The 22,558-nt window shown below is 70.9% G+C and carries 18 protein-coding genes; 10 read left to right on the top strand and 8 right to left on the bottom strand.

All coding sequences use genetic code 11. The annotated features are described in order from the left end of the window. Positions 1-8 precede the first annotated feature (8 nt). From ACN26Z_RS15210 to ACN26Z_RS15185, 6 genes are all read left to right on the top strand, one after another. Complete coding sequence (locus ACN26Z_RS15210) at positions 9-719, top strand: DUF2470 domain-containing protein (protein WP_421461845.1); 711 nt, start codon at positions 9-11, stop codon at positions 717-719. Positions 720-762: 43 nt separating this feature from the next. Beyond that, on the top strand, positions 763-1,584 hold the full coding sequence (locus ACN26Z_RS15205; protein ID WP_421461844.1) for a hypothetical protein: 822 nt from the start codon (positions 763-765) through the stop codon (positions 1,582-1,584). Between the two features lie 116 nt (positions 1,585-1,700). After that, positions 1,701-2,120, top strand: a complete 420-nt coding sequence (locus tag ACN26Z_RS15200) for a TOBE domain-containing protein (protein ID WP_421461843.1) — start codon at positions 1,701-1,703, stop codon at positions 2,118-2,120. Between the two features lie 32 nt (positions 2,121-2,152). After that, positions 2,153-2,896, top strand: coding sequence for a molybdate ABC transporter substrate-binding protein (gene modA / locus ACN26Z_RS15195; RefSeq protein WP_421464656.1), 744 nt, complete (start codon positions 2,153-2,155; stop codon positions 2,894-2,896). A 3-nt stretch (positions 2,897-2,899) separates the two neighbouring features. Then, on the top strand, positions 2,900-3,745 hold the full coding sequence (locus ACN26Z_RS15190) for an ABC transporter permease (RefSeq protein WP_421461842.1): 846 nt from the start codon (positions 2,900-2,902) through the stop codon (positions 3,743-3,745). Next, the gene (locus tag ACN26Z_RS15185) at positions 3,727-4,887 is read left to right on the top strand and encodes an ABC transporter ATP-binding protein (RefSeq protein ID WP_282238709.1); all 1,161 of its coding nucleotides are present in this window, start codon (positions 3,727-3,729) and stop codon (positions 4,885-4,887) included. The genes ACN26Z_RS15190 and ACN26Z_RS15185 overlap by 19 nt, the downstream gene beginning before the upstream one ends. A 70-nt stretch (positions 4,888-4,957) precedes the next feature. Here ACN26Z_RS15185 and ACN26Z_RS15180 read toward each other — a convergent pair whose 3' ends face one another. Then, positions 4,958-9,172 carry a HEAT repeat domain-containing protein gene (locus tag ACN26Z_RS15180; RefSeq protein ID WP_421461841.1) on the bottom strand — a complete coding sequence of 1,405 codons (4,215 nt, stop codon included), beginning with the start codon at positions 9,170-9,172 and terminating at the stop codon, positions 4,958-4,960. A gap of 211 nt (positions 9,173-9,383) precedes the next feature. Here ACN26Z_RS15180 and ACN26Z_RS15175 point away from each other — a divergent pair, with 211 nt between their 5' ends. Next, a complete protein-coding gene (locus ACN26Z_RS15175) occupies positions 9,384-10,424 on the top strand; it encodes an SCO2521 family protein (protein WP_093402103.1) in 1,041 nt (346 codons plus the stop codon). Here ACN26Z_RS15175 and ACN26Z_RS15170 read toward each other — a convergent pair whose 3' ends face one another. From ACN26Z_RS15170 to ACN26Z_RS15140, 7 genes are all read right to left on the bottom strand, one after another. Next, positions 10,425-11,393 (bottom strand): SCO2522 family protein, encoded by a 969-nt coding sequence (locus tag ACN26Z_RS15170; protein ID WP_421461840.1) that lies wholly within the window; start codon positions 11,391-11,393, stop codon positions 10,425-10,427. Beyond that, the gene (locus tag ACN26Z_RS15165) at positions 11,393-12,322 is read right to left on the bottom strand and encodes an SCO2523 family variant P-loop protein (RefSeq protein WP_093402101.1); all 930 of its coding nucleotides are present in this window, start codon (positions 12,320-12,322) and stop codon (positions 11,393-11,395) included. The genes ACN26Z_RS15170 and ACN26Z_RS15165 overlap by 1 nt, the downstream gene beginning before the upstream one ends. Further along, a complete protein-coding gene (locus tag ACN26Z_RS15160) occupies positions 12,323-14,164 on the bottom strand; it encodes an SCO2524 family protein (protein ID WP_282238712.1) in 1,842 nt (613 codons plus the stop codon). Between the two features lie 196 nt (positions 14,165-14,360). Continuing rightward, positions 14,361-15,155, bottom strand: a complete 795-nt coding sequence (locus ACN26Z_RS15155) for an SCO2525 family SAM-dependent methyltransferase (RefSeq protein ID WP_421461839.1) — start codon at positions 15,153-15,155, stop codon at positions 14,361-14,363. Between the two features lie 236 nt (positions 15,156-15,391). Continuing rightward, a complete protein-coding gene (locus ACN26Z_RS15150) occupies positions 15,392-16,069 on the bottom strand; it encodes a hypothetical protein (protein WP_282238714.1) in 678 nt (225 codons plus the stop codon). Positions 16,070-16,185: 116 nt separating this feature from the next. Then, positions 16,186-18,549, bottom strand: a complete 2,364-nt coding sequence (locus tag ACN26Z_RS15145) for a tetratricopeptide repeat protein (protein WP_421464655.1) — start codon at positions 18,547-18,549, stop codon at positions 16,186-16,188. A gap of 188 nt (positions 18,550-18,737) precedes the next feature. Further along, positions 18,738-19,358, bottom strand: a complete 621-nt coding sequence (locus ACN26Z_RS15140; RefSeq protein ID WP_093402096.1) for an L-threonylcarbamoyladenylate synthase — start codon at positions 19,356-19,358, stop codon at positions 18,738-18,740. A gap of 85 nt (positions 19,359-19,443) precedes the next feature. Between ACN26Z_RS15140 and ACN26Z_RS15135 the strand changes: the two genes are divergently transcribed. From ACN26Z_RS15135 to ACN26Z_RS15125, 3 genes are all read left to right on the top strand, one after another. Then, complete coding sequence (locus ACN26Z_RS15135; protein WP_421461838.1) at positions 19,444-19,842, top strand: hypothetical protein; 399 nt, start codon at positions 19,444-19,446, stop codon at positions 19,840-19,842. 156 nt (positions 19,843-19,998) lie between these two features. After that, positions 19,999-21,099, top strand: a complete 1,101-nt coding sequence (locus tag ACN26Z_RS15130) for a HesA/MoeB/ThiF family protein (RefSeq protein ID WP_421461837.1) — start codon at positions 19,999-20,001, stop codon at positions 21,097-21,099. Then, complete coding sequence (locus ACN26Z_RS15125) at positions 21,096-22,403, top strand: hypothetical protein (protein ID WP_421461836.1); 1,308 nt, start codon at positions 21,096-21,098, stop codon at positions 22,401-22,403. Before ACN26Z_RS15130 ends, ACN26Z_RS15125 begins: the two co-directional genes overlap by 4 nt. Positions 22,404-22,558 lie beyond the last annotated feature (155 nt).

Below are 22,558 nucleotides of genomic sequence, written 5' to 3'. Positions count from 1 at the left end.
TGGGAACGTTGGGCAAGGCACTCCCGGCGGTGACGACCAGCACCCCGGCGGAACGGCTGCGTACGCTGCTCGTCGGCACCGGGTCACTGACCCTGCGTACCCCCACGCACCGCGCGAATCTGGTCGGTCGGCACACCGTCGCCGCCGACGGGCGGCTGCGACTCGCCCTGCCCGCCCGGACCGAGGTGGCCCGGCAGTTGCTCGACCTGGGCGAGACACCCGCACAGATCGAACTGACCGATCTCGTGCCGCTCCCCGTACGCGATCGGGTCCGCGCCCGCGCCACCCTGTCCGGCTGGCTCACCCTCGACGAACTCGACGGCGGCGAGGTGACCGCCCGGCTCGACCTGGCCAGCGCCGATCTCATCGACCCCGACGGCGACGCCAGCGTGGATCCGGACGCACTGGCCGGCGCACGTCCCGATCCACTCGCCGCGCACGAGGCGGAACTGCTGCGCCACCTGCACCGGCATCCGGACGCGATGCGACGCCTGGGCCGGCAGGCCGCTGCCGGCCTCGGCGTCGACGCCCGATCCGTCCATCCACTACGACTCGACCGGTACGGGATCGTGCTGCGCCTGGAGTTGCCGACACACCACCGGGACGCGCGGATCGCCTTCGTCAGCCCGGCCGACGGGCTCCGGGAAGCGGTCGCACACCTGGCCGGTCTGATCGGCGCCCACCCGTCCTGCCGGGCCTGCGTCACCTCCCACCGGTAGCGCACCGCCGCCGTCCCGACCCACCTTCACGAACGGAGCCTCCATGCAGCCCAGCCGAGCAGAACTGGCCCGTACTCTGGTCAGCAGCACCACCCCGGCCACCGTCGTGGTGGAAGACCTTTCCCCGGTCACGGGAGTACGGCACGGCGCCGACGACGACGGCCGCGTCCTGCTGCTCTGTCACCGTGGCGACCCGCTCGCCACCGGGCCCCACGACGTGTGCGTGCAGATCGCCGACGAACCACCGCTGCCGTTCTCGCCCGGTTGGGGCCAGGTCCGGGTGAGCGGTCGGGCAACCCCGCTCGGTGGAAACGCGGCCCGGACCGCCGCCGACTCGATCGCCGTCACCCTGCCCGATCCCGACCTGCTCGACGTCGGCCACCACACCGTCATCGTCGAGGTCGTACCGAGCCGCGTCACGCTGCTCCCCCGGCGGGCCGAACCGCACGAGGGCCCCCGGCCGCCTGCGCCCGCGACCTCCGGCTGGCCGGACGGCCCGGTTACCGACGGCTCGTCGGTGGGCCGGCACGACGAACTCGCGATCGGTCTCGCCGACTATCGCAGTGCCGACCCGGATCCGGTGGCAGCGATGGAACGCCCGTTCCTGGTCGATCTGGTCGACCATCACGGCCCGCAGCTCTACCCGTTCCTGCGGCGGCAGCTGGTCGCCTCGGGTGTCGACCTGCCGGCCGACTGCCTGCCGTGCCCGCTGCGGCTCGACCGGTACGGGCTGCTCGTCTCCGTTCCCGACGGTGACTCGACCGCCTGTTACCGGCTCTGCTTCACCCCGCCACTCGACGGTCAGCAGGACCTCCTGGACCGGCTGCATCCGGTGCTGTTCCACCACCGCTGCGACCACCACTGACGAACGCCGACGACCTCGACAAACCGCAGCTGCAATTCGAAAGGCGGCGCACGGCCCGCAGATTCGATGGTTTGCCTATCCTCAGGCTCGTAGCAGCATGGCGTAGGGTGAGCGCCGTGACGTTGTTCCGCATGAGCGAGGCGGCCGAGCTGCTGGGGGTCAGCGCGGACACGGTGCGGCGCTGGGTGGATGCCGGTCGTCTCGCCGCCACCCGCGACGAGCAGGGACATCGGTTGGTCCACGGCGTCGATCTGGCCGCCTTCGTCCGGGCGCGGTCCGACGACCCGGTCGATCGGGCCGACGAGTCCTCGGCCCGTAACCGGCTCCGGGGGATCGTCACCGCCGTGCTCAAGGACGCCGTGATGGCCCAGGTGGACATTCAGGCCGGCCCGTTCCGGGTGGTGTCGCTGATGAGCCGCGAGGCCGTCGACAAGCTGGGACTGTCGGTCGGTTCGGTGGCGATCGCGGTGATCAAGTCGACCACCGTCGTCGTGGAGCGACCGCCGACCAACGCGGGCCGGAGCAACGGCTCGTGACCACCCGACGCCTGGCCCTGTTCACCGCCACGATGACGGTCGCGATCACCGGCTGCGGCAGTGGCGGGAGCAGCGACCGGCGACCGCCGGACGGTGCCTTGACCGGTGACGTCACGGTGTTCGCCGCCGCGTCGCTCACCGAGTCGTTCACCCGGATCGGCGAGGACTTCGAGACGGCGAATCCCGGCGTACGGGTCACCTTCAGCTTCGCCGGCAGCTCCGCCCTCGCGAACCAGATCAACCAGGGTGCCCCGGCGGACGTCTTCGCCTCCGCCTCTCCCGGGAACATGACGACCGTCATCGACGCCGGCAACGGCGACGGCAACCCGCGCATCTTCGTCCGCAACCAGCTCGTGATCGCGGTACCGGACGGCAACCCGGGCGGGGTGAACGGCCTGGCCGACCTGACCCAGCCGGGCGTCAAGGTCGCGCTCTGTGCCGAACAGGTCCCCTGTGGCGCGGCGGCGGCGAAGGTCCTGGCCGCCGCCGGGACGAAACTCACCCCGGTCACGCTGGAACCGGACGTCAAGGCGGCCCTGTCCAAGGTACGGCTGGGCGAGGTCGACGCGGCACTTGTGTACCGCTCCGACGTACGGGCCGCCGACGAGGACGTGGATGGAATCGAGTTCCCCGAATCGGCCGGGGCGATAAACGACTATCCGATCGTCGTGCTGACGAACGCCCCGAATCAGCCGGCCGCCCGGGCGTTCGTCGAGCAGGTGCTCTCCGGGCCGGGCCAGGCCGTCCTCGCCGCCGCCGGATTCCAGGCTCCGTAGCAGATGCCCCGGCCTGACCAGGTGACCGTCGCGCCCGCCCGGTCCACGCCACCTCCACGCGCCAGGCGCACCGGTCGGGTACCCGTCGCGTTGCTGCTGCCCGCCGGCCTCGGCCTGCTCTTCCTGGTGCTTCCGCTGGCAGGTCTGCTGGTCCGTACGCCGTGGAGCACCCTCCCACAGCGCCTGACCGAGCCGGGGGTGCTCACCGCGCTGCGGCTGTCCGTACAGGCGGCCACCCTCGCCACGCTGCTCTGCCTCGTCCTCGGGGTGCCCCTGGCCTGGCTGCTCGCCCGCATCGACTTCCCGGGGCGCCGCCTCGTGCGTGCCCTGGTCACCGTGCCGCTGGTGCTGCCGCCGGTGGTCGGTGGCGTGGCTCTGCTGCTCGTCTTCGGCCGGCGGGGCATCCTCGGCGGCTGGCTCGACAGCACCTTCGGGTTCACCCTGCCGTTCACCACGACCGGTGTGGTGCTCGCCGAGGCCTTCGTCGCAATGCCCTTCCTGGTGATCGCCGTCGAGGGCGCGCTGCGCGGCGCGGACGTCCGGTACGAGGAGGCGGCGGCGACCCTCGGCGCGGGCCGGTGGACCACCTTCACCCACGTCACGCTCCCGTTGGTCGCCCCGGGCATCGCCGCCGGAGCGGTGCTGTGCTGGGCCCGGGCGCTCGGCGAGTTCGGCGCCACCATCACCTTCGCCGGCAACTTCCCCGGCCGTACCCAGACCATGCCGCTCGCGGTGTACCTCGCCCTCGAAACCGACTTGGAGGCGGCGATCGTGCTCAGTCTCGTCCTGCTCACCGTCTCGGTGGTGATCCTGGCCAGCCTCCGCGACCGATGGCTCGGCAGCTCATGACCACCGATCCGAACTCCCCCGGCGTCGATCCGAGCCCGCCGGGCGATCCACCGCCCGGACGTGCGGTGCTCGACGCCCACCTCGTCGTGGACCGTGGCACCTTCCGACTCGACCTGCCGCTGACCATCCGCCCCGGCGAGGTCGTCGCACTCCTCGGGCCGAACGGTGCCGGCAAGACCACCGCGCTGCGGGCTTTCGCCGGCCTGCTCCCGCTCACCGACGGGCACCTCAGCCTCGCCGGCCGCCACCTGGATCATCCCGGCCGGCGGATCTGGACGCCGACCGAGCAGCGCCCGATCGGCGTCGTGTTCCAGGACTACCTGCTCTTCCCGCACCTGACCGCGCTGGACAACATCGCGTTCGGGCCACGTCGACAGGGCCTCGACCGGCAGCGGGCCCGGCAGCGGGCCGCGGACTGGCTGGCCCGGGTCGGGCTCGCCGACCACGCCCGGCGCAAGCCCCGGCAGCTGTCCGGCGGGCAGGCCCAGCGGGTTGCCCTGGCACGGGCCCTCGCCGTCGAACCGGCACTGCTGCTGCTCGACGAGCCACTCGCCGCCCTCGACGCCCGGACCCGGCTCGACACCCGCGCCCAACTCCACCACCATCTCGCCAACCACCGCGGCGCCACACTGCTGGTCACCCACGACCCGATCGACGCCGTCGTCCTCGCCGACCGGCTGGTCATCATCGAGGACGGGCAGGTGGTGCAGGAGGGCGACGTCGCCACCGTCACCGCCCAGCCACGCAGCGACTACGTCGCCCGCCTGGTCGGTCTCAACCTCTACCGGGGGTACGCGGACGGGCACCACGTCCGGCTCACCGACGGGTTCCACCTCGTCACCGGCGACCAGCACGTGGGTGCCGTCTTCGTCGCCTTCGCGCCGTCGGCCGTGGCGCTGCATCCCCGTCGCCCCGACGGCAGCCCCCGCAACACCTGGCCGGTCACCGTCAACGGGATACAGCGCCACGGCGACAACCTGCGGGTGCAACTCGACGGCCCGGTCACCGTGGCGGCCGACATCACCCCGGCCGCCGCCGCCCAACTGCAACTGGCACCCGGACGAACGCTCTGGGCCGCCGTCAAGGCGGCCGAAACCCGGGTCTATCCGGCCGCGGTGGCACCCACCGGCGCCGAGCCGTAGCCTGACCGGTCGCGGGACACCGTCCGCGTGCCCGACCAGCGACATCGACCACCGGCGACCCGAGGGCCGATCACGGGAAGTCGTCCGGGCTGGTGCCGGGTAGCGTGGCCAGCAGCTGACCGGCGAGCCCCCGTACCGTGGGATCGGGCGCGCCGGCCAGTCGGACGAGCAGCGGCCTGGTCCGGGTGTCCTCGCCGTAGTGCCGGGCGAGCGCGAGCAACGCGGTACGGCGGATCTCCCAGTCCTCGTCGTCGACCAGCCGCATCAGCAGCTCCCGTACCCCCGTCCGGTCGGCCAGGTTGGCCGCGAGTTGCTCCGCGGCCCGGCGGCGTACCTCCAGCGCCGGATCGTCGCGCACCAGACCCACCAGCAGCACCCGGACCTCCGGGTCGTTGCCGAAGTGCTCGCCGAGCGCTGCGGCGATGCGGGCCCGGATCGCCGGATCCCGATCGGCCAGCCGGCGCATCAGCCGCAGCGTCACCGCCATGGCGGTCTCACCTCGCGCGATCAGGCAACACACCGCCGCGTCGAAGGCCGCCGGATCGGTGTCGGACTCGATGCATTCCAGCAGCACGTCGGTCACCACGTCCGGGTCACCGTACGCGCTGAGGGTCTCCACAGCGGCGAGTCGGATGCCGGCGTAGCTGTCCCGGCGTGCCCGCCGCGACAGCGTCTCCACCAGCCCGTCGCTGCCACCGTCGCGGGCCAGCGCCTGCGCGGCCGCCCGCAGCACGTTCGGGTCGGGATCCCGGCGGACCTGCTCGGCGAGGCACTCCACCACCGCCGAGTCGAGCGGCTCACCGAGGTGGGCCAGGCTGCGGGTGACGCGGAGCCGGACGATCGGATCCCGTTCCCGGGCCGCCCGGCTGATGAGCAGCTCCTGCGTGGCGGGCCCGAGCAGCGGCCGACCGGTGAGCAGGTCGACGGCGGCGAGCCGGACACCGGCGGTGGGGTCCTGGCGGGCCCGTTCCAGCAGCAGCTCGCCGGTGCGGTGATCCGGGTACGCCTCGGCCAGCGCACGAACCGCGGCGAGCCGCACCGTCGCGTCGTCGTCCGTCCGCGCCGCCTGCGCGGCGACCGCCCAGCCGCTGTCGTCGACCCGGTACCGGTCGGTCAACGCCGCCACCGCCGCCGCCCGCACCGACGCGTCCTCGTCCTGCTCGATCCGGTCCACCAGCCGGTCCCGGCACCGCCCGTCCGGGTCGTTGACCAGCACCAGTCGCTGTACGGCGACGGCACGGACCCGTGCGGAGGCGTCCGAACCGGCCAGTTTCAGCAGCAGCTCGGTGCCCTCCGCGCCGACCCGCCCCGGCAGCAGCTCGCACACCAGGCAGCGTCGCACCTCGTCATGGGAGTCACCGGCGATCCGGGACAGGGCACGCCCACGGGCCGTCTCGCTCTGCTCGGGGAGGGTGAGCAGGCAACGCAACGCGGACTGCACCACGCCGGGGTCGGTGTCGGTGGCCAGCAGTCGGTGCAGCGTCTCGGTGACATCTGGCAGGTCGAGACAGCGGGTGGCGAGCACCGTCACGGCGGCCCGCCGTACGCCGGTGTCCCGGTCCTCGGTCGCCCGCGTCAGCAGCAACCGTCGAATCTCCTCGGCCAGCTCGGACCGCCCGCCGAGGGACTGCACGGCGAGGGCGCGGACCGCCGCGTCGGCGGAACCGGCGAGTTCGCTCAGCGCCACGACCAGGTCACCGGCGGCACCGAAGTTGGCGACCAACGCGCGGACCGCGGCCTGGCGGACCGCGGTCGAGCCTTCCGCCCGGGCCTGTGCGAGCAGCAGATCCTGACAGTGGCGGCGGCTGCGGCCGGTGTCGTCCAACCGTCCGGCGGCCTCCGCCAGACCGGCGACAAGCGCGATCCGCGCCTGCCGTTCGCGTCCCTGGCCGAGTTCCCGGACCAGCAACTCCTCCAGTTGCTCATCGGCGGTGGACAGCACCGCCGCCGACCGGGTGGCGAAGGTCGAACCGGAACGCCAGCTGGTGCGCACCCCGCGGCGGCGGTACCAGTGCAGGAAGACGGCCCGGCCGGGCCAGTGCGGCCCGAGCGCCCGGATCGAGGAGAGCAGTTCCTGCTCGGTGACCTCGACGAGGTTCGGATCGTCGGCGGAGATGCCGTGCTCGATCAGCAGCACGACCTGGCGGAGCACCGCCTCGCCGGCACCGGCCAGACCGGCCGGCTGCGGTGCCTCCGCCACGCACTGCGCGGCCAGGACCAGGTTCCACGGTGCGCTGGGCAGGTTCAGCGGCGGCCACGGTCGGTTGACCTCGGTGGCCAGCAGGGTCACCAGCTCGTTGGCAACCTCGGCGGGCAACGCGCTGGCGACCAGCCGTAGCACCTCCCGCCAGGACGGATCTGCCCAGTTATCGCGGAACAGCGCACGCAACTGGTCGATCCCCCAGGTGTCCGGGTCATGATCGAACCTGTCCACGATCTCCTCGGCACAGAAGAACTCCAGAAACGTACGGTGCACGAACCCGAACAGGCGCAACCCGTACCGTTCCAGGATGAAGCTGCGCTGGCGCAATTTGTCAATCATCGAGTACGCCATGGCGTGCGCGCGGTCGTTCTCGAAACCGTAGAACTCCACCAGGTGGTCCCGGAAGATACGCGAGAGCTCATCCGCCTCGATGTAGTTGCCGGCCGGCCCCGACTCCCGGCACTGCATCCAGAAGGCCAGGTGGCGCAGCAACCGCAGCTTCGCCTGCGGATCCAACGGCGGCACGTCGCCGTGGCTCTCCCGCAGTTGCTTGGTCACGTCCCATTCGGAGATCAGCACATCGGTGACGTGCGCGTAGAGCCGGCGACGGTTGCGGGGCAGCGGGCGGTCCCGACCGACGATGGCCATGAGCATCAGCAGCAACGGATTGCCGGCGATCTCGTGCATCGCCCGGGATCGCCGCACCACGTCGAGGATCTGCCGCCGCTGCCGGTCCGCCTCGACCGACGGGGTCGGCACCACGTACTGGTACCAGTTGCCGAGGAAACGCGCGATCCGCTCGTCGTCGAGATCCTCCAGGGTGAAGTGGTCGAATCCGGCGTTGGCGAAGGTGTGCCGGAGGTAGCCGGCCGCCCGGGAGGTGACCACCGTGCGCACCCCGGGGTACTCGTTGGCAAAGGTGGCGATCTGCCCGGCCATCTCCTCACGTTGCGCCGGATCGAACACCTCGTCCAACCCGTCGAAGAGGAACAGCGCCTGCCCGCCCTGCCGCAGGTACGCCTCAAGCACGTCCCGGTCGATCCCGGCCAGCCCCTGCTGGTGCCGGTGGCCGACGTAGTCCAACAGCCCGTCACACCGGCCGTCCCCGCGATGCGCGGCGTACGATCGCAGCTCGATCAGGACGGGAAGGTACCGGTCCAACGCCGCCAGCCGGGGCTCGTCACAGACGCCGGCAAGCGCGAGGGCGAGGTAACGTGCCGCCGCCGATTTGCCGGACCCGGGATCGCCGAGCAGCACGATGGCCCGCCGCGCCGGGTCACAGACCACGTCGAACAGCGCCGACGCCTCCTTGGCCGCGTACTCCTCCCAGAGCCGTTCCACGTCCCTCGGGTCCACCACGCCGGGCAGCGCGCCGGCGTCACCGTCCGGCCCGGAGCCCGCCCAACGCCACCAGGCCAACGGCATCTCCGGCCGGGCGTCCTCGTGCACCCGTGGCTCGACGAACACGTTGGACAGCCCGACGGTGAGGTAGCCGATGGTGGGCCGGGGCGCGACGGCGTCCAGCGGCACCGCCTGATACCGCAGCCGCAGCTGCTTGTGGTACTGGCTGCGGACCGCCTCCGGCAGGTGGGTGTCGGGGTCGCCGGGCTCACGCGCCGGTGACCGGCCGCTGCGCACGTCGGCCAGCGCCACGGTGACCTTCGCCGACAGATCGTCCACGCTGGAGAAGAAGGCGCACAGGTGGCGCTCCTTCAACTCGTTGCGCAACGCCACGATCTGCTGCCAGTCGCCGTTGCGGTCGATCATGTCGACCGGCCAGGGCGTGTCCTCGGCGACCAGGAAGATCAGGCACGGCTTGCCGGCGGCGAGTGCCTCACGGTACTCCAGCTCGGTGATCGAGGACTCCTGACCCGGTGGCCGGTAGCCGTAACGCCAGGCGAAAAGCCCGACGTAGAGATCACATCGGCGTACGTCGGTCAGGCAGCGTTCCAGGGGTGGACGGGCGTCGGCCCCGTACGCCTCCATGGCGACGTCCTCGATCTCGAGGCGACGCGCCACCGCGTGTACGGCCGCACGGTATTCCAGCAGGTCCTTTTGGGTGGCTGAAATGTAGACCTTCATCGACGGCAAACTCCAGGGGTGGCTGGCGACCGCATTCTTCAAAATATCAGCCGTCGTCACATCCATCCGGCCCGTGAAGTCCGCACCCCGGTCACATATCGGCTTTCCCGCCACGGATGGGCCTATGATGGCCGCGGGACGGATTCGATCCGGTCACCGGCCGCAGGTCCATGCCCGCCGGTGTCCCCCGTGGTGCCGATGCGGAGGAACCATGCTCACGGTGGGCGAGGTGCACACCAGCCTGCTACAGCACAGCACGGCGCTGGCGCAGGATCAGAGTGCCGAGGTGCTCAGCCTGGTCGAGGGTGAGGCGGTGCTGACCTCCCGACGTCCGTCGCTGTACGCGGTCTCACCCGACGTCCGTACCGGCGTGGACTGCTGGCTGCCGAGCGCGAAGAACCGCCAACTGCGGGGAGTTGGCGCGGTGGTCACCCGGGCCGTCATCACCGGCGGTCGGATCGTGCAGGCCTCCTCCATCATCCAGGTCGTCGCCGGGGAACGCCGCCGGCCGTGGTCGCACTACCTGGCCAACTCGGGTGTGCTGGAGACGGTCGGCAAGCTGGACGCCGACGACCTGACGAGCGGGTTCCTGCACGGCAACGCCGCCGACGTGCTGAACCTGGACGCGATCACCGGCCGGGTGCTCGACAGTGTGCAGATGTCCGACCTGCTGGACCGACGTCCACCGCTGCGTGCGGCGCGCACCCGGCTGCGGTGGACCGCCCAGGTGCATCAACAGCCGGGCGAGAACGCCACGGCGGACGTGGCGGTGGACTCACCGACGCTGCGCACCGTGCGACTCACGGTGAGCCCGCAGGACGTGCCGGCGGCGGTCGCCGGCCTCTGCGAGGATCTCGCCCTGCACGACTGGCTGCTCACCATGCTGTCCGCCCTGGTGGAAGCCGCGGTGACCCGCGCCGGCTCGACGCAGGAACACATCGAACGGCTGCGGCCGGTGCTGGAGCACCTGTTGCATCTGTGGCTGCCCGGTGCCCGCGTCGACCCACGGCTGCGGCCGATCTGGGACCGGCTGGAGCAGGTACCGGGGTTCAGCCGGCAGTGGCAGTCCTCGGTCAACTGGATCCGGGATCAGATCACCGTCGGCAACATGGCCATCCTGCGCGACCTGGCCGGCCGGGCGGCGGTCGGCCAGCCGTGTGGGCCCGCCCCGCTCACCGAACCGTTCTCGGCCGCCAACCGGGGCCCGTCGGACCGCAGGGTCGGTCGCGGTGCGCAGGCGCCACGCGGCTGATCAGTCGCCGATGAACACGTAGCTCAGCCGGTCGACCAACTCGTCGGGCAGTTCCAGGCCCTCGCTGCCGGCCCGCTTGGCGACCTGGCGCGCGACCGCGGGTGGCACCGCCACCTGCCCGAGAATGGTCCGTACGGCCAGCTCGACCGGCAGGTACCGGGTGTCCATCATCGTCACGGTGCGGTACCCGCAGAACGGTGTGGCGTTCGGATTCAGCTGGACGATGGCCGGGAGGCGGTCCCAGTCGGTCGGCAGCGGCTCGTCGGCGGGAAGGCGGTACGGCTGGGTGATCGTCTGCCCCCGGTGCCGCAGCACACCCAGCCGGGTCATCTGCCACACCGAGGCGAGCAGCGCACAGGCCCACACCCGGCGGTCCGGTTCGTCGGACCACAGTTCGATGTCGACGAAAATGGAGTGCGGTGCGTCGCCGGACTGCAGCGGCGGTGACCACGGTATCGGCAGCGTCATCGCGGGCGCGTCGGCGTGCCCCGGCGAACGCTTGCCGTTGGACAGCCAGCCCGACTCACTCAGCGGTGGGCGGCTTCCGGTGGTGTTGCGTGGCGGCTCCACGACCAGGGTGTCCACCACCAGCCGGGCCAGTTCGACGTCGTCGTAGCGGGCGAAGCTGGATTCGCGGGCCACATAGTCGAGCATCAGCCCGTGCTCCGCCGCGGCCTGCTGTACCTGCGGGATCACCTCGCGCGGCGTGGCGAACCTGTGGAAGTAGTCGTCGACGAGGAAACAGGTGCTGATTCTGGGTTGTCGGTGGGGGCGCAGCCCCCGGCGGGCCAGCGCCGGGATCGCCTGCGCCCAGTCCGCGATCCGGGCGAACTTGCGCCGTAGGTCGCGGCATCCGTCGCCGAAGTCCTCGGCGTAGACGTGCCCCAGCTCGACCGAGAGATGCGAGTACGGCACGCTCTCCGTCCGGCGTACCGCGGCTGCCTCCTGAAACCTGACGTCCACGCTCATCACACGGTCTCCCATGCGGTCTCGTCGAAGAGCTTCTCGGTCAGCTTCACGAAGGCGTCCACGGTCCCGGCGTTGGCGATCTTGGCCTGCACGTCATTGTCCGAGATCAGCTGCTCGCGCCATTGCAGGAGTGGGTCCAACGGCACCGCGCCGAGCAGCGTGGTCCGTCCGAGGCCCCGCTTGCTGGCCTGTTCTTTCAGTTCCTCGTGGCATTTACGCAGAAACGCCTGCTGCGCCAGCTCGAGATGGCCGACCTCCGGCCCGCGCGAGTCGATCACCGCGGTCCGCACGAACCGTAGCGACTCCCGTAGCCGGTCCGGCTCGTGGCCGTACTCCTTGCCCATGGCCAGGATCCCACCGGCCTCGAAGGCGAGATCCGCCGCCGCCGCCACGTGCTGCGGTGTCCAGCGGTGGAAGACCAGCCACCGGACGGTCACCTTGCGCAGGGTCCGGTTGGCGGTGGCGGCCAGCGCGATCTGGCTGGCGTACGAGCGACCGGCGCTGAGATCCACCAGGGTCAGGTCGAACTCCTCCTCCAGCCGGAGAAAGAGCTCGGCGCAGCGTCGGCCGATGTCGTCGGTGAAGCCGAACTCGCTGCCGTTGCGCTGCCCGGGCAGCAGCACCAGCGAGCTGGAGCGGGGCGGTCGTTGGCGCAGGCTGACCCGCTCCGAGGTGCCCCACACGTCCAACTGCTCCGGGGACGGGATCTCGCCGCGAAGGTAGCGGTGTAGGCCACCGCCGTTCGGGCCGGCGCCCTCGATACCGTTGGTGGCCTGGGGGATCTGGAACGTGATGCCGGCCGTCGGCGAACCGAAGTCGTAGTCCAGGTAGCAGGTGGAGCGGCCGGAGAGCGCGCTGCGGTAGGCGATGTTCGCCGCGGTCACCGAGCGCCCGGTGCCACCCTTGTGCGACGTGACGAAAACCAGCATTCAGATCCCCTCGCTGGCCTTCTGTTGGCCGGTGGTGATGTCGTTCAGCTGTAGCAGCAGGGTGCTGGCCAGCGCGGCGGCCGTGCCCGGTTGGTCGTCCACGAGCGACTGCGCACGGCGCAGCGTCGCCCGGATGCTGCGCATGCTGCGTTGCATGGCCTCACCGGCGAACGTGCCGCTCATCAGCTCACGGTCGAACACGTACTCGGCTTCGTCGATCAGGTCCTGGGCGTACGTGGCGAGGTTGACCGCGCGGGGGAACGGCCGCTCCCAGAGCAGCTGACCGGCGTTGACCAAGGCCTGCACGACCCGCTCGGTCAGGTACCAGGAGGGCGCCTCGGGCAGCGGCGCCAGCCCGGGGAACGCACCACCGGCGTGATCCCACAGCCCTCGGTGCCGACCTTCGGGAATGCGCCGCAACAGCAGGTGCTCCCACACCTCGTCCGCGAGTTCGAGCAGCTCGCTGCGGTGCCGGGCATTGTTCAACAGCCCGGCGACGGTGGTGGCCCGCTGCAGCAGCACAGTGGAGAACTCGTTGACGTTCCACGTCATGATCGGTTTGGAGGTGGCGTCGTTCAGGGTCACCTGCTTGCCCGGGGCGTGCACGACCAGCGCAGCCTCGTTGGGCGAGGCGCGCCTGGTGATCCGGCCTCGCTGCGCCAGCTCCACCAGCACGTTCCCGATCCGCCCGAACTCCTCGTCACCGCCGCGGCCGCTGGCGACCAGCCCTTTCACCGCCAGCGAGGTGGCCTGCAGGGTGTAGTAGTCGGTCCGGTCGCCGTCGGTGGTACGCCAGGGAATGTCCTCGATCGGCCACCGTCGCCGGTTACCGAAGGTGGCCACCGTCGCCCAGTACCTCCGGGTCAACTCCCAGCGCAGTTGCAGGATCCGGAACAGGCGCTGCTGTTCCTCGTTGAGCAGGCCGAGCAGACGGGTACGTTCGGAATTGAGGTCGTCGATGGCGTCCACCGCGATGACGGTGAAGTACAGGTAGGGAGCGTTCTCGGCCGAGCCCTCGCGTTGCGGGCCGATCGGCTCGGTCGTCGTGACCTCCTCGGCACCGGCGATCGTGCCCCACGACCAGCCACACTCGAAGAGCATTTCACTGCTGTCCAGATCCTCGGTGACCTGACCGGATCCGACCACGACGTTGCGCAGGCTCGCCATGGTGTCCCGCAGCTGCGCCCGCAACGCGGTCACCACCTCACGGCGTGGCAGCTCGTCCTGGTTGACCATGTCGCAGAGCCGGACACCGAACTCGTCGGTCGCGGCGAAGACCGAGGTGCTGAAGCTGCGCAGCAGCCCGACCATGGCCGCGGTCAGCCGGATGCTGGCCATCTCCTCCAGCTTGTCCAACTGGGCCCGCAGATCGGCTCGCTGGGTGGAGGGGCGGTAGATCTTGACGAAACCGATCGTCGCCAGGGTGAGCGTGATCGACACCGCGAACGAGTCGACCACGTCCATGGAACGCTGCTCGTCGGTGAGGTCCGGACCACCCTCGACCGGGGTGAGGTAGCTGCCACCACCAAAGGTCGGCGCGCCGCTGTCGTCGGTGTAGCGGACGAAGTACTCGGTCATGATCTTGACCAGTCGGCGCGGGATCTCTATCGCGCCGCCGATCGCGCCGAAGGCGTCGATGACCTCCTCGTCGATCCGGTCCGGATCGTCGAGCGACAGCACCGGGATCTTGGTTGCCGGCAGCAGCAGGGTCAGCAGTTGCTCCGCGTCGCTGATGGAATTGGACCCGCTCCGGCCGCCCCAGTCCCATTCGCCGTTGCGAAGACAGCTACGCACCGTGGCCCGCCAGATGTCGAGAATTTCCTGGCGCGGCTGCATCCGCATGGTCCACCACCGTCTGCTGTAGTCGTCGAAACGGAGCTGCTGATGTTGCCTGACCCACGATGATCCACGATGACGTGCACCCATCATCGTATCCCTGCCGGAGCGTGACCTGAACGGCCGTGCGTACCGATGTCCCGCAGAATTCAGCCGGCCCAAGTGTCCAGGTGAGAGGGATGCGGGGCGGCGATATCCGAGGTCAGCCGCGGCTACGTCCGGTGACCAGCAGCATGCCAAGATACCCGTCGCGCAACGACGGCGTGGGGCGCACCTCGTGCATGTCCACGTCGTACGCTCCGGCCGCCATGCTCGCCACCACCTCCGCGCGGTGCAGTTGCACTGCCGGAAACCAGTGCTGCCCGACGCGGTAGCCGTTCGAGCCCAGCATGAATGCCGCGGCGAACGGCGAACCGGGACGCAGCGCTCCGAGGAACCTGCCGATCGCGCGCTCCGCCTCGACCCGGTCGGCCGAGATCGAGCAGGCCACAAAGAACATGGTGCCCGCACTCCAGACCCGCCTGGGCAGGTCGAAGACGCTCAGCTGCAACACCCGACCCACCCGGGCCAGGTGGCTGCGGGGGTCGGTCAGCGCCGCGTACGCCGCGTGTTCCGCACACACCTGCCAGTACGCGTCCCAGCACTCGTCATAGCCGCTGATCTGATCACGCAGCCAACGCACATTCGCGGTGGAATATTCGCAGAGTTCGACGCTGCGGGCGAATGGCAGAAGCGACAGCGTCGGGTAGAGGTTTGCGCCTGAGCCGACGTCGACACAGTCTGCGCCGGCAATCTTCGCACCCGCGAAAAAGTCTCTTATCCGACAGAGGATTTCACGATCATCATCGCGCAGGACCGAGTAGTTGTGCTGGACGTAGGCGCCCGGGTCGAACCCGTCCCACTCGACCTCGGAATTGACCGTTCGCGGGGACTCAACTCGTGGCGGCGGGGTCGACGGCCCACTACAACCTGCACCAGCCGCCGGAATCAATGCCATGGAGGTGCCTCCATTGAAGTCGGCAGATCACTGTGGTCGTTGCCCCGACGCACGCAGCCCGTTGCCCATTATGCATCGGATGCGATACCGATTCGCAAGTATCGACGTTGACGCGACTCGATCACCCGGGTCGGCATCGTCGCGCCGCCGACGGTGATTGATCGCTGTAAACCACAGTGCTTCCGGCGGCCACTGTGGACCGCGATCAGCAAACGTACTCAGCTGGATGAATGCGATCAGCCGCCGGCACCCTCGGCGGAGCCGTCCGGACCGAGCGCGCCCTCCACCTCGCCGACATCGAGGTGCACGTGCTGGTGACCCTGTCCGGCATCGATGTTGACCTGGTCGAGCTGGGTCGCCGCGACCGACCAGGTGGTGACGGCGAGGGTCGCCTGCCGCGCGGCCAACTGCATCCGCTCCGCGCGCCCGGCAGTCGGACCGCCGAGTGCGAGAGCGACCGAGTCGACCGCGACGGCCACCTGGTCGACGGCGCTACGCAGCCCGCCACGGGCGACGTTGGTGGCGGTCATGCCCGATGGCGGGTCGGCGAACTGGGCGACCAGCCGCCGCATGGTCTGCTGCCACTGTTCGACCTGGGCCCGCTCGGGCGTACGCCCCGCCTCGGCGTCCTGACGGACGGCGCGGATGATCGGCGCAAGTTCCTCGCCCGTCCGGTGAGCCATCTCGGTGAGTTCGACAACCTGCTGCGCGTCCCGCTCGGCGTCGGCCTGGCGCATCTTCGCCACGCTCGCCTCCGTCGGGTCCGGCCGACCCACAGCGTGCCCGACCAGCCCGCCGGCCGGGGCCGCCACCAGGACCGCCGCTGCGGCGGTAGCGACGATCCACGTCCTCTTCCGGTGCTGCCGCGCGGGCGGAGCGACCAGGTAGGAGGGCCTTCCGGTTCGACGGGACATGACACCCCTCGCATCGACGGCTGTTGCCTGGGAGCGTAGCTGTCGTCCCAAGCGACGTCGATAGTTTCCAACCCACCAGCCGAACTTTCGCCTGGAGCAAACGAAAGCTGCTCGGTCTACCCCTCGGCCGGCGCGCCCAGCCGGGCGAGCGCGCTACGGGCGCGGGCCTGTTCCTCGGGTCTGTCGATCTCAGTCGCCAGGGCCAACGCCTCGACATGCCGCGCGACCGCCTCGTCGCGTGCGCCCTGCCCGGTCAGCGCCCGCCCCAGCCCGTTGAGCACGCACGCCTCGCCGTACCGTTCCCCGATGTCGCGGAAGAGGGCGAGGGCCGGTTCGTAACACTCGACGGCGTCCGCGAACCTGCCCAGCGCGACGTAGGCGTCACCGAGGTTGTTCAGCGCGGTCGCCTCGCCGCCGAGATGCCGCAGCTCACGAAAGATCGCCAGGGCCCGGCCGTTCTGGTCGACCGCGGTACCGGGGCGGCCCAACCGTTCGTGGACGGCACCCAGGTTCGTCAGGGTGTTCGCCTCACCGACCCGGTCGCCGATCTGGACGAAGCGGTCGAGCGCCAACTCGTGGTACCCACCGGCGCGCTCCCAGTACCCGGCCGCGCTGTGCACCACACCGAGGTTGCCCAGCACCCGGGCCTCCCCGCGACCGTCACCGGCCGCGCGGAACAACGGCAGTGCGCGTTCCAGATGCCCGATCCCCTCCGGATAGCGGCCCAACTGCCAACACACCACACCCAGATTCGTCAGCGCGGTGGCCTCGGCGACAGTGTCCCCGAGCAGCCGCGCCGCGTGCTCGGCCTCGGTGTGCACGGTGATCGCATCGGCCGGATAACCACCGTTGTCGAGATAGACGTACAGGGTGCCGGCGAGCCACACGGCGTGCTGCGGCCAGCCGTTGCGGGCCGCGTGCACGCAGACCGCCACGAGGGTGGCACGCTCCGCGTCCAGCCAGCGCAACGCGGTCCTGGCCTTGTCGAGCACCGGGACGGCCGGGGGTGGCTGAGGCAGTGGCGGTCGACGGTGACGCTCGGCCGGATACAGCGCTTCCATCGCCGCCGCCGCGCTGTACAGGTAGTGGTCGAGCAGACGGGTCAGGGCTGCCCGACGATCCGCCGGCCGGTCCTCCTCCCGGCCGCGCTCCCCCGCGTATGCGCGGACGAGGTCGTGCAACGCGTACCGCCCGACGACGGGCTGCTGGACCAGGTATTCGGCGGCGAGATGACGCAGGTCGGCTGCGGCGGTGGCCGGATCGGTGTCCAGCAGGGCCGCGGCACCGTGCTCGTCCAGATCCGCGCCGGGCTGCGCGGCCATTCGCCGCAGCAGCGTCTGCCGCCGGTCCGGCAGGTGCTGGTACGACAGGTGCAGCGCCAACTCCACCCCGCTGTCGAGCCGGCGGTGCCGGTGCCGCTCGTCCAGCCGGTCGGCGTGGTCGGTGACCGTCCACCCGGGCCGCGAGGCCATCTGACCGACGACCACACTCAGCGCCAACGGCAGGTACCCGCACCGCAACGCGACACGCTGGTGCGCCGACGGATCGCTGCCCACCGCTACGCCGGGGTGCGACCGGACCAGCAGCCGCTCCGCCTCCTCCGGCGTGAACAGGTCGAGGTCGAGATGCACCGCCTCGTCCAGGTCGGCGAGCCGGCGCCGGGAGGTGACAAGTGTCAGGGTGCCGGCTGAGCGCGCCAGGAGCGGACGAACCTGCTCCGCGCCGGCCGCGTTGTCGAGCACGACCAGCACCCGCCGACCCGGGAGCCGCTCGGCGAACGCCGCCGCGCGCTCCGCCAGGCCGAACGGGATCTCGTGGCCGGACATGCCCAGCAGGCGCAGGAAGCCGTCCAGCACCGCGCCCGGCTCGGCCGGTGGCTGCCCCGGATCCGGGTGGTAGCCGCGCAGGTCGACGAAGAGCGTCGTGTCGAAGTGCCCTTCGTCGACAAGCAACTGGCCGGCGCGTACCGCGAGGTGGGTCTTGCCGACCCCGGCCATGCCGGCGAGCACGCAGACCTGCGCGCCGCGCCCAGCCGGGCCGGGTTCGGCGGTCAGCACGGCCAACTCCCGGAGCCGGGTCAGCTCCGCCTGACGGCCTGTGAAGGCCCCCGCGTCGTCGGGCAGCCGGTCGAGCACCCGTACCTGGGCGGCCGCGGTCGTCTCAGCGAGACTGACCCGCAGCGCCTGTCGCCAGTGCGCGAGGTAACCCGTCTCGTCGTGCAGTGCCTGTACGACGGCGAGCATCAGATCGGCGTTGATCCGCCGCCGCCCGGTCTTGAAGCAGTCCACGACGGTGCCTCGGCGAGCCATCTCATCGTCGGGGCGACCGTCGGCCCGCCACCGCTCGTTTACCCGCCGGGTGATCGTCTCGTACGAGGGATCACCGGCCCAGAGCTTGAGCGCCCGTAGGCAGCCGATCAGTTCGTCGAGGCTGTGGGCCGTGCCCGGGTCGGGTGGCCCGTTGGACACGGCAGCCTTCATGACACCCACGAGTTGCGACGATAACAATCGATCCCGTGACACCCCGTACGGAATCGTTTGGACTTCGCTGGCGGGTCAGAAAGACGTGGTGGGATCAGGCGGGGTGACGGCCGCCACGGGGTACGGGGGCGTGGCGGCCAGCAATTGTCAGGCCACCACCGACGCAGCCCGGCGGACCTGCCGGAACGTCAGGCGAAGCGGGCCGGGTCGCCGGCGCCCACCCGGACGATCTCGGGCTCACCGCCGGAGAAGTCCACCACCGTCGTCGGTTCGGTGCCGCAGTCACCCGCGTCGACCACCGCGTCGACGGCGTGGTCGAGGCGCTCCTTGATCTCCCAGCCCTGGGTCATCGGTTCCTCGTCGTCGGGCAGCAGCAGGGTGCTGGACAGCAACGGCTCGCCGAGCGCGTCCAGCAGCGCGCGGGTGACCGGATGCGCGGGAATGCGTACTCCGACGGTCTTCTTGCGGGGGTGCCACAGCCGCCGGGGCACCTCCTTCGTGGCGGGCAGGATGAAGGTGTAGCTGCCGGGGGTGGCCGCCTTCACCGCCCGGAACACCGCATTGTCCAACTGCACGAACTGCCCGAGCTGGGCGAAGTCGCGGCACACCAACGTGAAGTGGTGGCCGCTGTCGAGGTGGCGGATCTCCCGGATCCGGTCCATGCCGTCCTTGTTGCCCAGCTGGCAGCCCAGGGCGAAGCAGGAATCCGTGGGGTAGGCGATCAACCCGTCCCCGCGAACGATCTCGACCACCTGACCGATGGTGCGCGGTTGCGGGTTGTCCGGGTGCACGTCGAAGTACCTCGCCATGGGCGAAGCTTAGGCCGCCCACGTCCGCTGTCGCGTTGCCGACAGTGGCACGCTCAGGCAGGCGTCGACGCCCATCGTTGTCTCTATGGTCGTACGCGCACCCGGCGGCGGCTACGGGGACCTGCTCCGGCCTCCCACGACGCCAACCCCGGTCCGGGTCACCGTGCTCGCGTTCGCACTGCTGGCACTGCTGTTCGCGCTCGCGATGGTGCACCGGTCGCTGGCCGCGAAAGGCTCCCTCGGCGCCGTCGCCTTCTTCGCCGTGATGGCCACCGCGTGCGCCCTGGTCGCGGTCAGCCTGGCGGCCCGCCGCCGCTGGGCGCCGTACCCTGCGTACGCCGTGGCGGGTGTGCTGGCCGCCGCCTCGCTGGGACTCTTCGGCGCGATCACGATCGTCGGCCTGGGCCTGTTCGCCTGGGTGGCGGTGGCCCTGAACACCCGGTCTTCGCGGGACTGGTTCGGCCGGCGCGGTCGGCTGCGCTGACCGTCCGGTCCCGGCTGCGCCACCGCGACCGTCATGGCCGACCCACCGGCCGGCCGCACCGGCCGGACGGTCCTAAACAGATTGACAGGCGCACCGGCCCTCGACAGGCTGGGCGGGCAGGACGTTGTCAGCCGACGTGGCACACGGGGAGAGGCCATGAGGCGTCCACGCGTCAAACCTGAGCACGCGCCCTACCGGATCGCCGACGGCCGGATCCGGATCGGCGGCCCGACGTACGGCATCGCCGCCGAGGTGGCGGATCCCAGCGGTGCCATCTGGTGCCTGCTGGAGAGCATGGACGGCAGCCGCAGCGTGGCGGAGATCGTGCGCCACGTGCAGACGGCGCATGCCGACCAACCGAGCACCGACATCCGCGCCGCCCTGCAACTCTTCGTCGACTCCGGATACGTCGAGGAGACCGACGCGCCCGACCCGCCCGAGCTCAGTGCGCGCGATCGGCAGCGTTTCGACCGCAGTCGGGCGTACTTCCGCTGGATGGACCTCGTCCCCCGGGACAGCACCTGGGAGCCGCAGGTCGCCCTGAGCCGCGCGACCGTCACCGTGATCGGGCTCGGTGGCACCGGCGGGATCGCGGCCATGGCGCTGGCGGCCAGCGGTGTCGGCCGGCTCCGCTGCGTCGACCCGGACGTGGTCGAACTGTCGAACCTGAACCGCCAACTGCTCTACGCCGAGCAGGACATCGGTCGGGCCAAGGTCGATGCGGCGGTGGACCGGCTTCGGCAGTTGAACTCGACGGTCGAGGTCACCGGGCTCCGGCAGCGGGTCACCGGCACCGAGCAGGTGGCGGCCCTCGCCGCGGAATGCGACGTCCTGGTGCTGGCCGCCGACCGGCCACCGGCGCTGCGGCGATGGACCAACCGCGCCTGCCTGGCCACCGGCACCCCCTGGGTGGACGCCGGCTACCACGGCCCGCTGGTGCAGGTCGGACGGTACGTGCCGGGCACCGGACCGTGCTGGGAGTGCGTCCGGTGGGCCGACGCCGAGCAGCACCACGCGATCGGTGTCCGACACGCCGACACGGTACGGCGCAACGCGGCGGTCGCGAACGCGGTTGCCGCACCAACGGCGGGAATCTCGGGTCACCTGGCGGCACACCATGCCATGGCGTTGATCACCGGCGTACCGGCGCTGCCGGCGGGGCGGGTCGACGCGGTCAACCTCCTGGCCCCCGACGCGACCTTCGTTCGCGACGACCCACGCCGACCGGACTGCGCCGCCTGCGGGACGCCGGCATGACCGCCCCCGGGGTGAGCGGACGCGCCACGCCCGGGGCAGCCGCACCCGCGCCGCAGGTGTCCGACCCGAAGCCGATCGCCGACCGCAGTCGGGTCCGGCTGCACCGGCTCCATTTGCGTGCCGAGGGCAACTCCTGGGTCGTCGGCCGGGTCGACACCGGGTCGTTCGTCCGACTTCCGCCGATCGGGCACCGGGCCATCACGCTGCTACCGCACACCACCGTCGGCGAGGTGCGAACCACGCTGCGGGAGGAGAGCGGCGCCGACGTGGACGTCGCCGAATTCGTCTCCGACCTGGTCGCCCTCGGTTTCGTCGCGGAGATCGACGGTCGACCGCTGCCGACGGCGCCGGCACCCAGACCGATGTTGCCGTGGCTGCGTCAACGGCACGTCCGCTGGCTGCTGCATCCGGTGGTCCCGCTGATCGCAGGTGCCGTGGTACTCGCCGCCGCGGTGGCGATCGGACGCGAGCCCGTGCTGGCGCCACGCCACCAGGACCTGCTCTGGAGCGACAGCGGCGGGCTGATCATGCTCGGCAATTTCGGGATCGTCTGGACGCTTATCGGTCTGCACGAGTTGGCGCACCTGGTCACCGCCCGCGCGGCCGGGGCACCCGGTCGGATCAGCTTCGGTACCCGGTTGCAGTTCCTGGTCGCGCAGACCGACGTCAGCGGCGTGTGGGCGGCGCCCCGCCGCGACCGCCTGACCGTCTACCTCGCCGGTATCGCGACGAATCTGGTGATCTACGCCGGAACGGTGCTGGCGCGGGCCACCGGTGTCGCGGGTCCAGCCGATGGCCTGCTCGCGGCGGTGGGCCTGCTCTCGCTCGGTCTCGTCCCGGTGCAGTTCCTCGTGTTCATGCGTACCGACATCTACTTCGTGCTTCAGGACGTGACCGGCTGCGCCAACCTGTACGCCGACGGCTCGGCCTATCTGCGACACCTGGCGGCACGGCCGGTGCGCCGGTTCCGGCGGGCAGCCGACCCGGGCGAGGACCCGAGCCGGCGACTCACGGCACGGGAGCGCCTGGCCGTGCGGGCGTACGCCGTCGTGCTGGTCGGTGGGACGGTCGCCTGCCTGGCGGTGGCGGTTCTGGTCACCCTCCCGGTGGCGGTCACCGTACTGACCTCGGCCATCGGCGCCGTGCTGGCCGGCGGCTCGGCCGGCGACCTGTTCGACGCGGGCGCGGTAGCTGCCATCAGCGTCGTCTTTGTCGTCCTTTGGACCCGTGCCTGGTGGCATCGCCACGGGCACCGGGTCCGACGGGGGATCAGCCGCCATCGGCGGCAAACCGGAAGGAGGTGAACCGCATGGAGAAGACGGACGGCCGCAAGGCCGACAAGCCGCAGGCCGGCAAGCTCGACAAGATCGAGATCCGCAAGCTCGACAAGATCGAGACGACCGCGCTGAGCAGCAACCCGTCCGGCTGATGCCGACGGACCGCCGGCTCGACGCGATTC

This window comes from Verrucosispora sp. WMMD703, from assembly GCF_049178935.1.
In the GTDB taxonomy this organism is placed as follows: domain Bacteria; phylum Actinomycetota; class Actinomycetes; order Mycobacteriales; family Micromonosporaceae; genus Micromonospora; species Micromonospora sediminimaris.
Note: the sequence above shows the minus strand (reverse complement) of the source record. Positions and strands in the feature narration are given on the sequence as shown.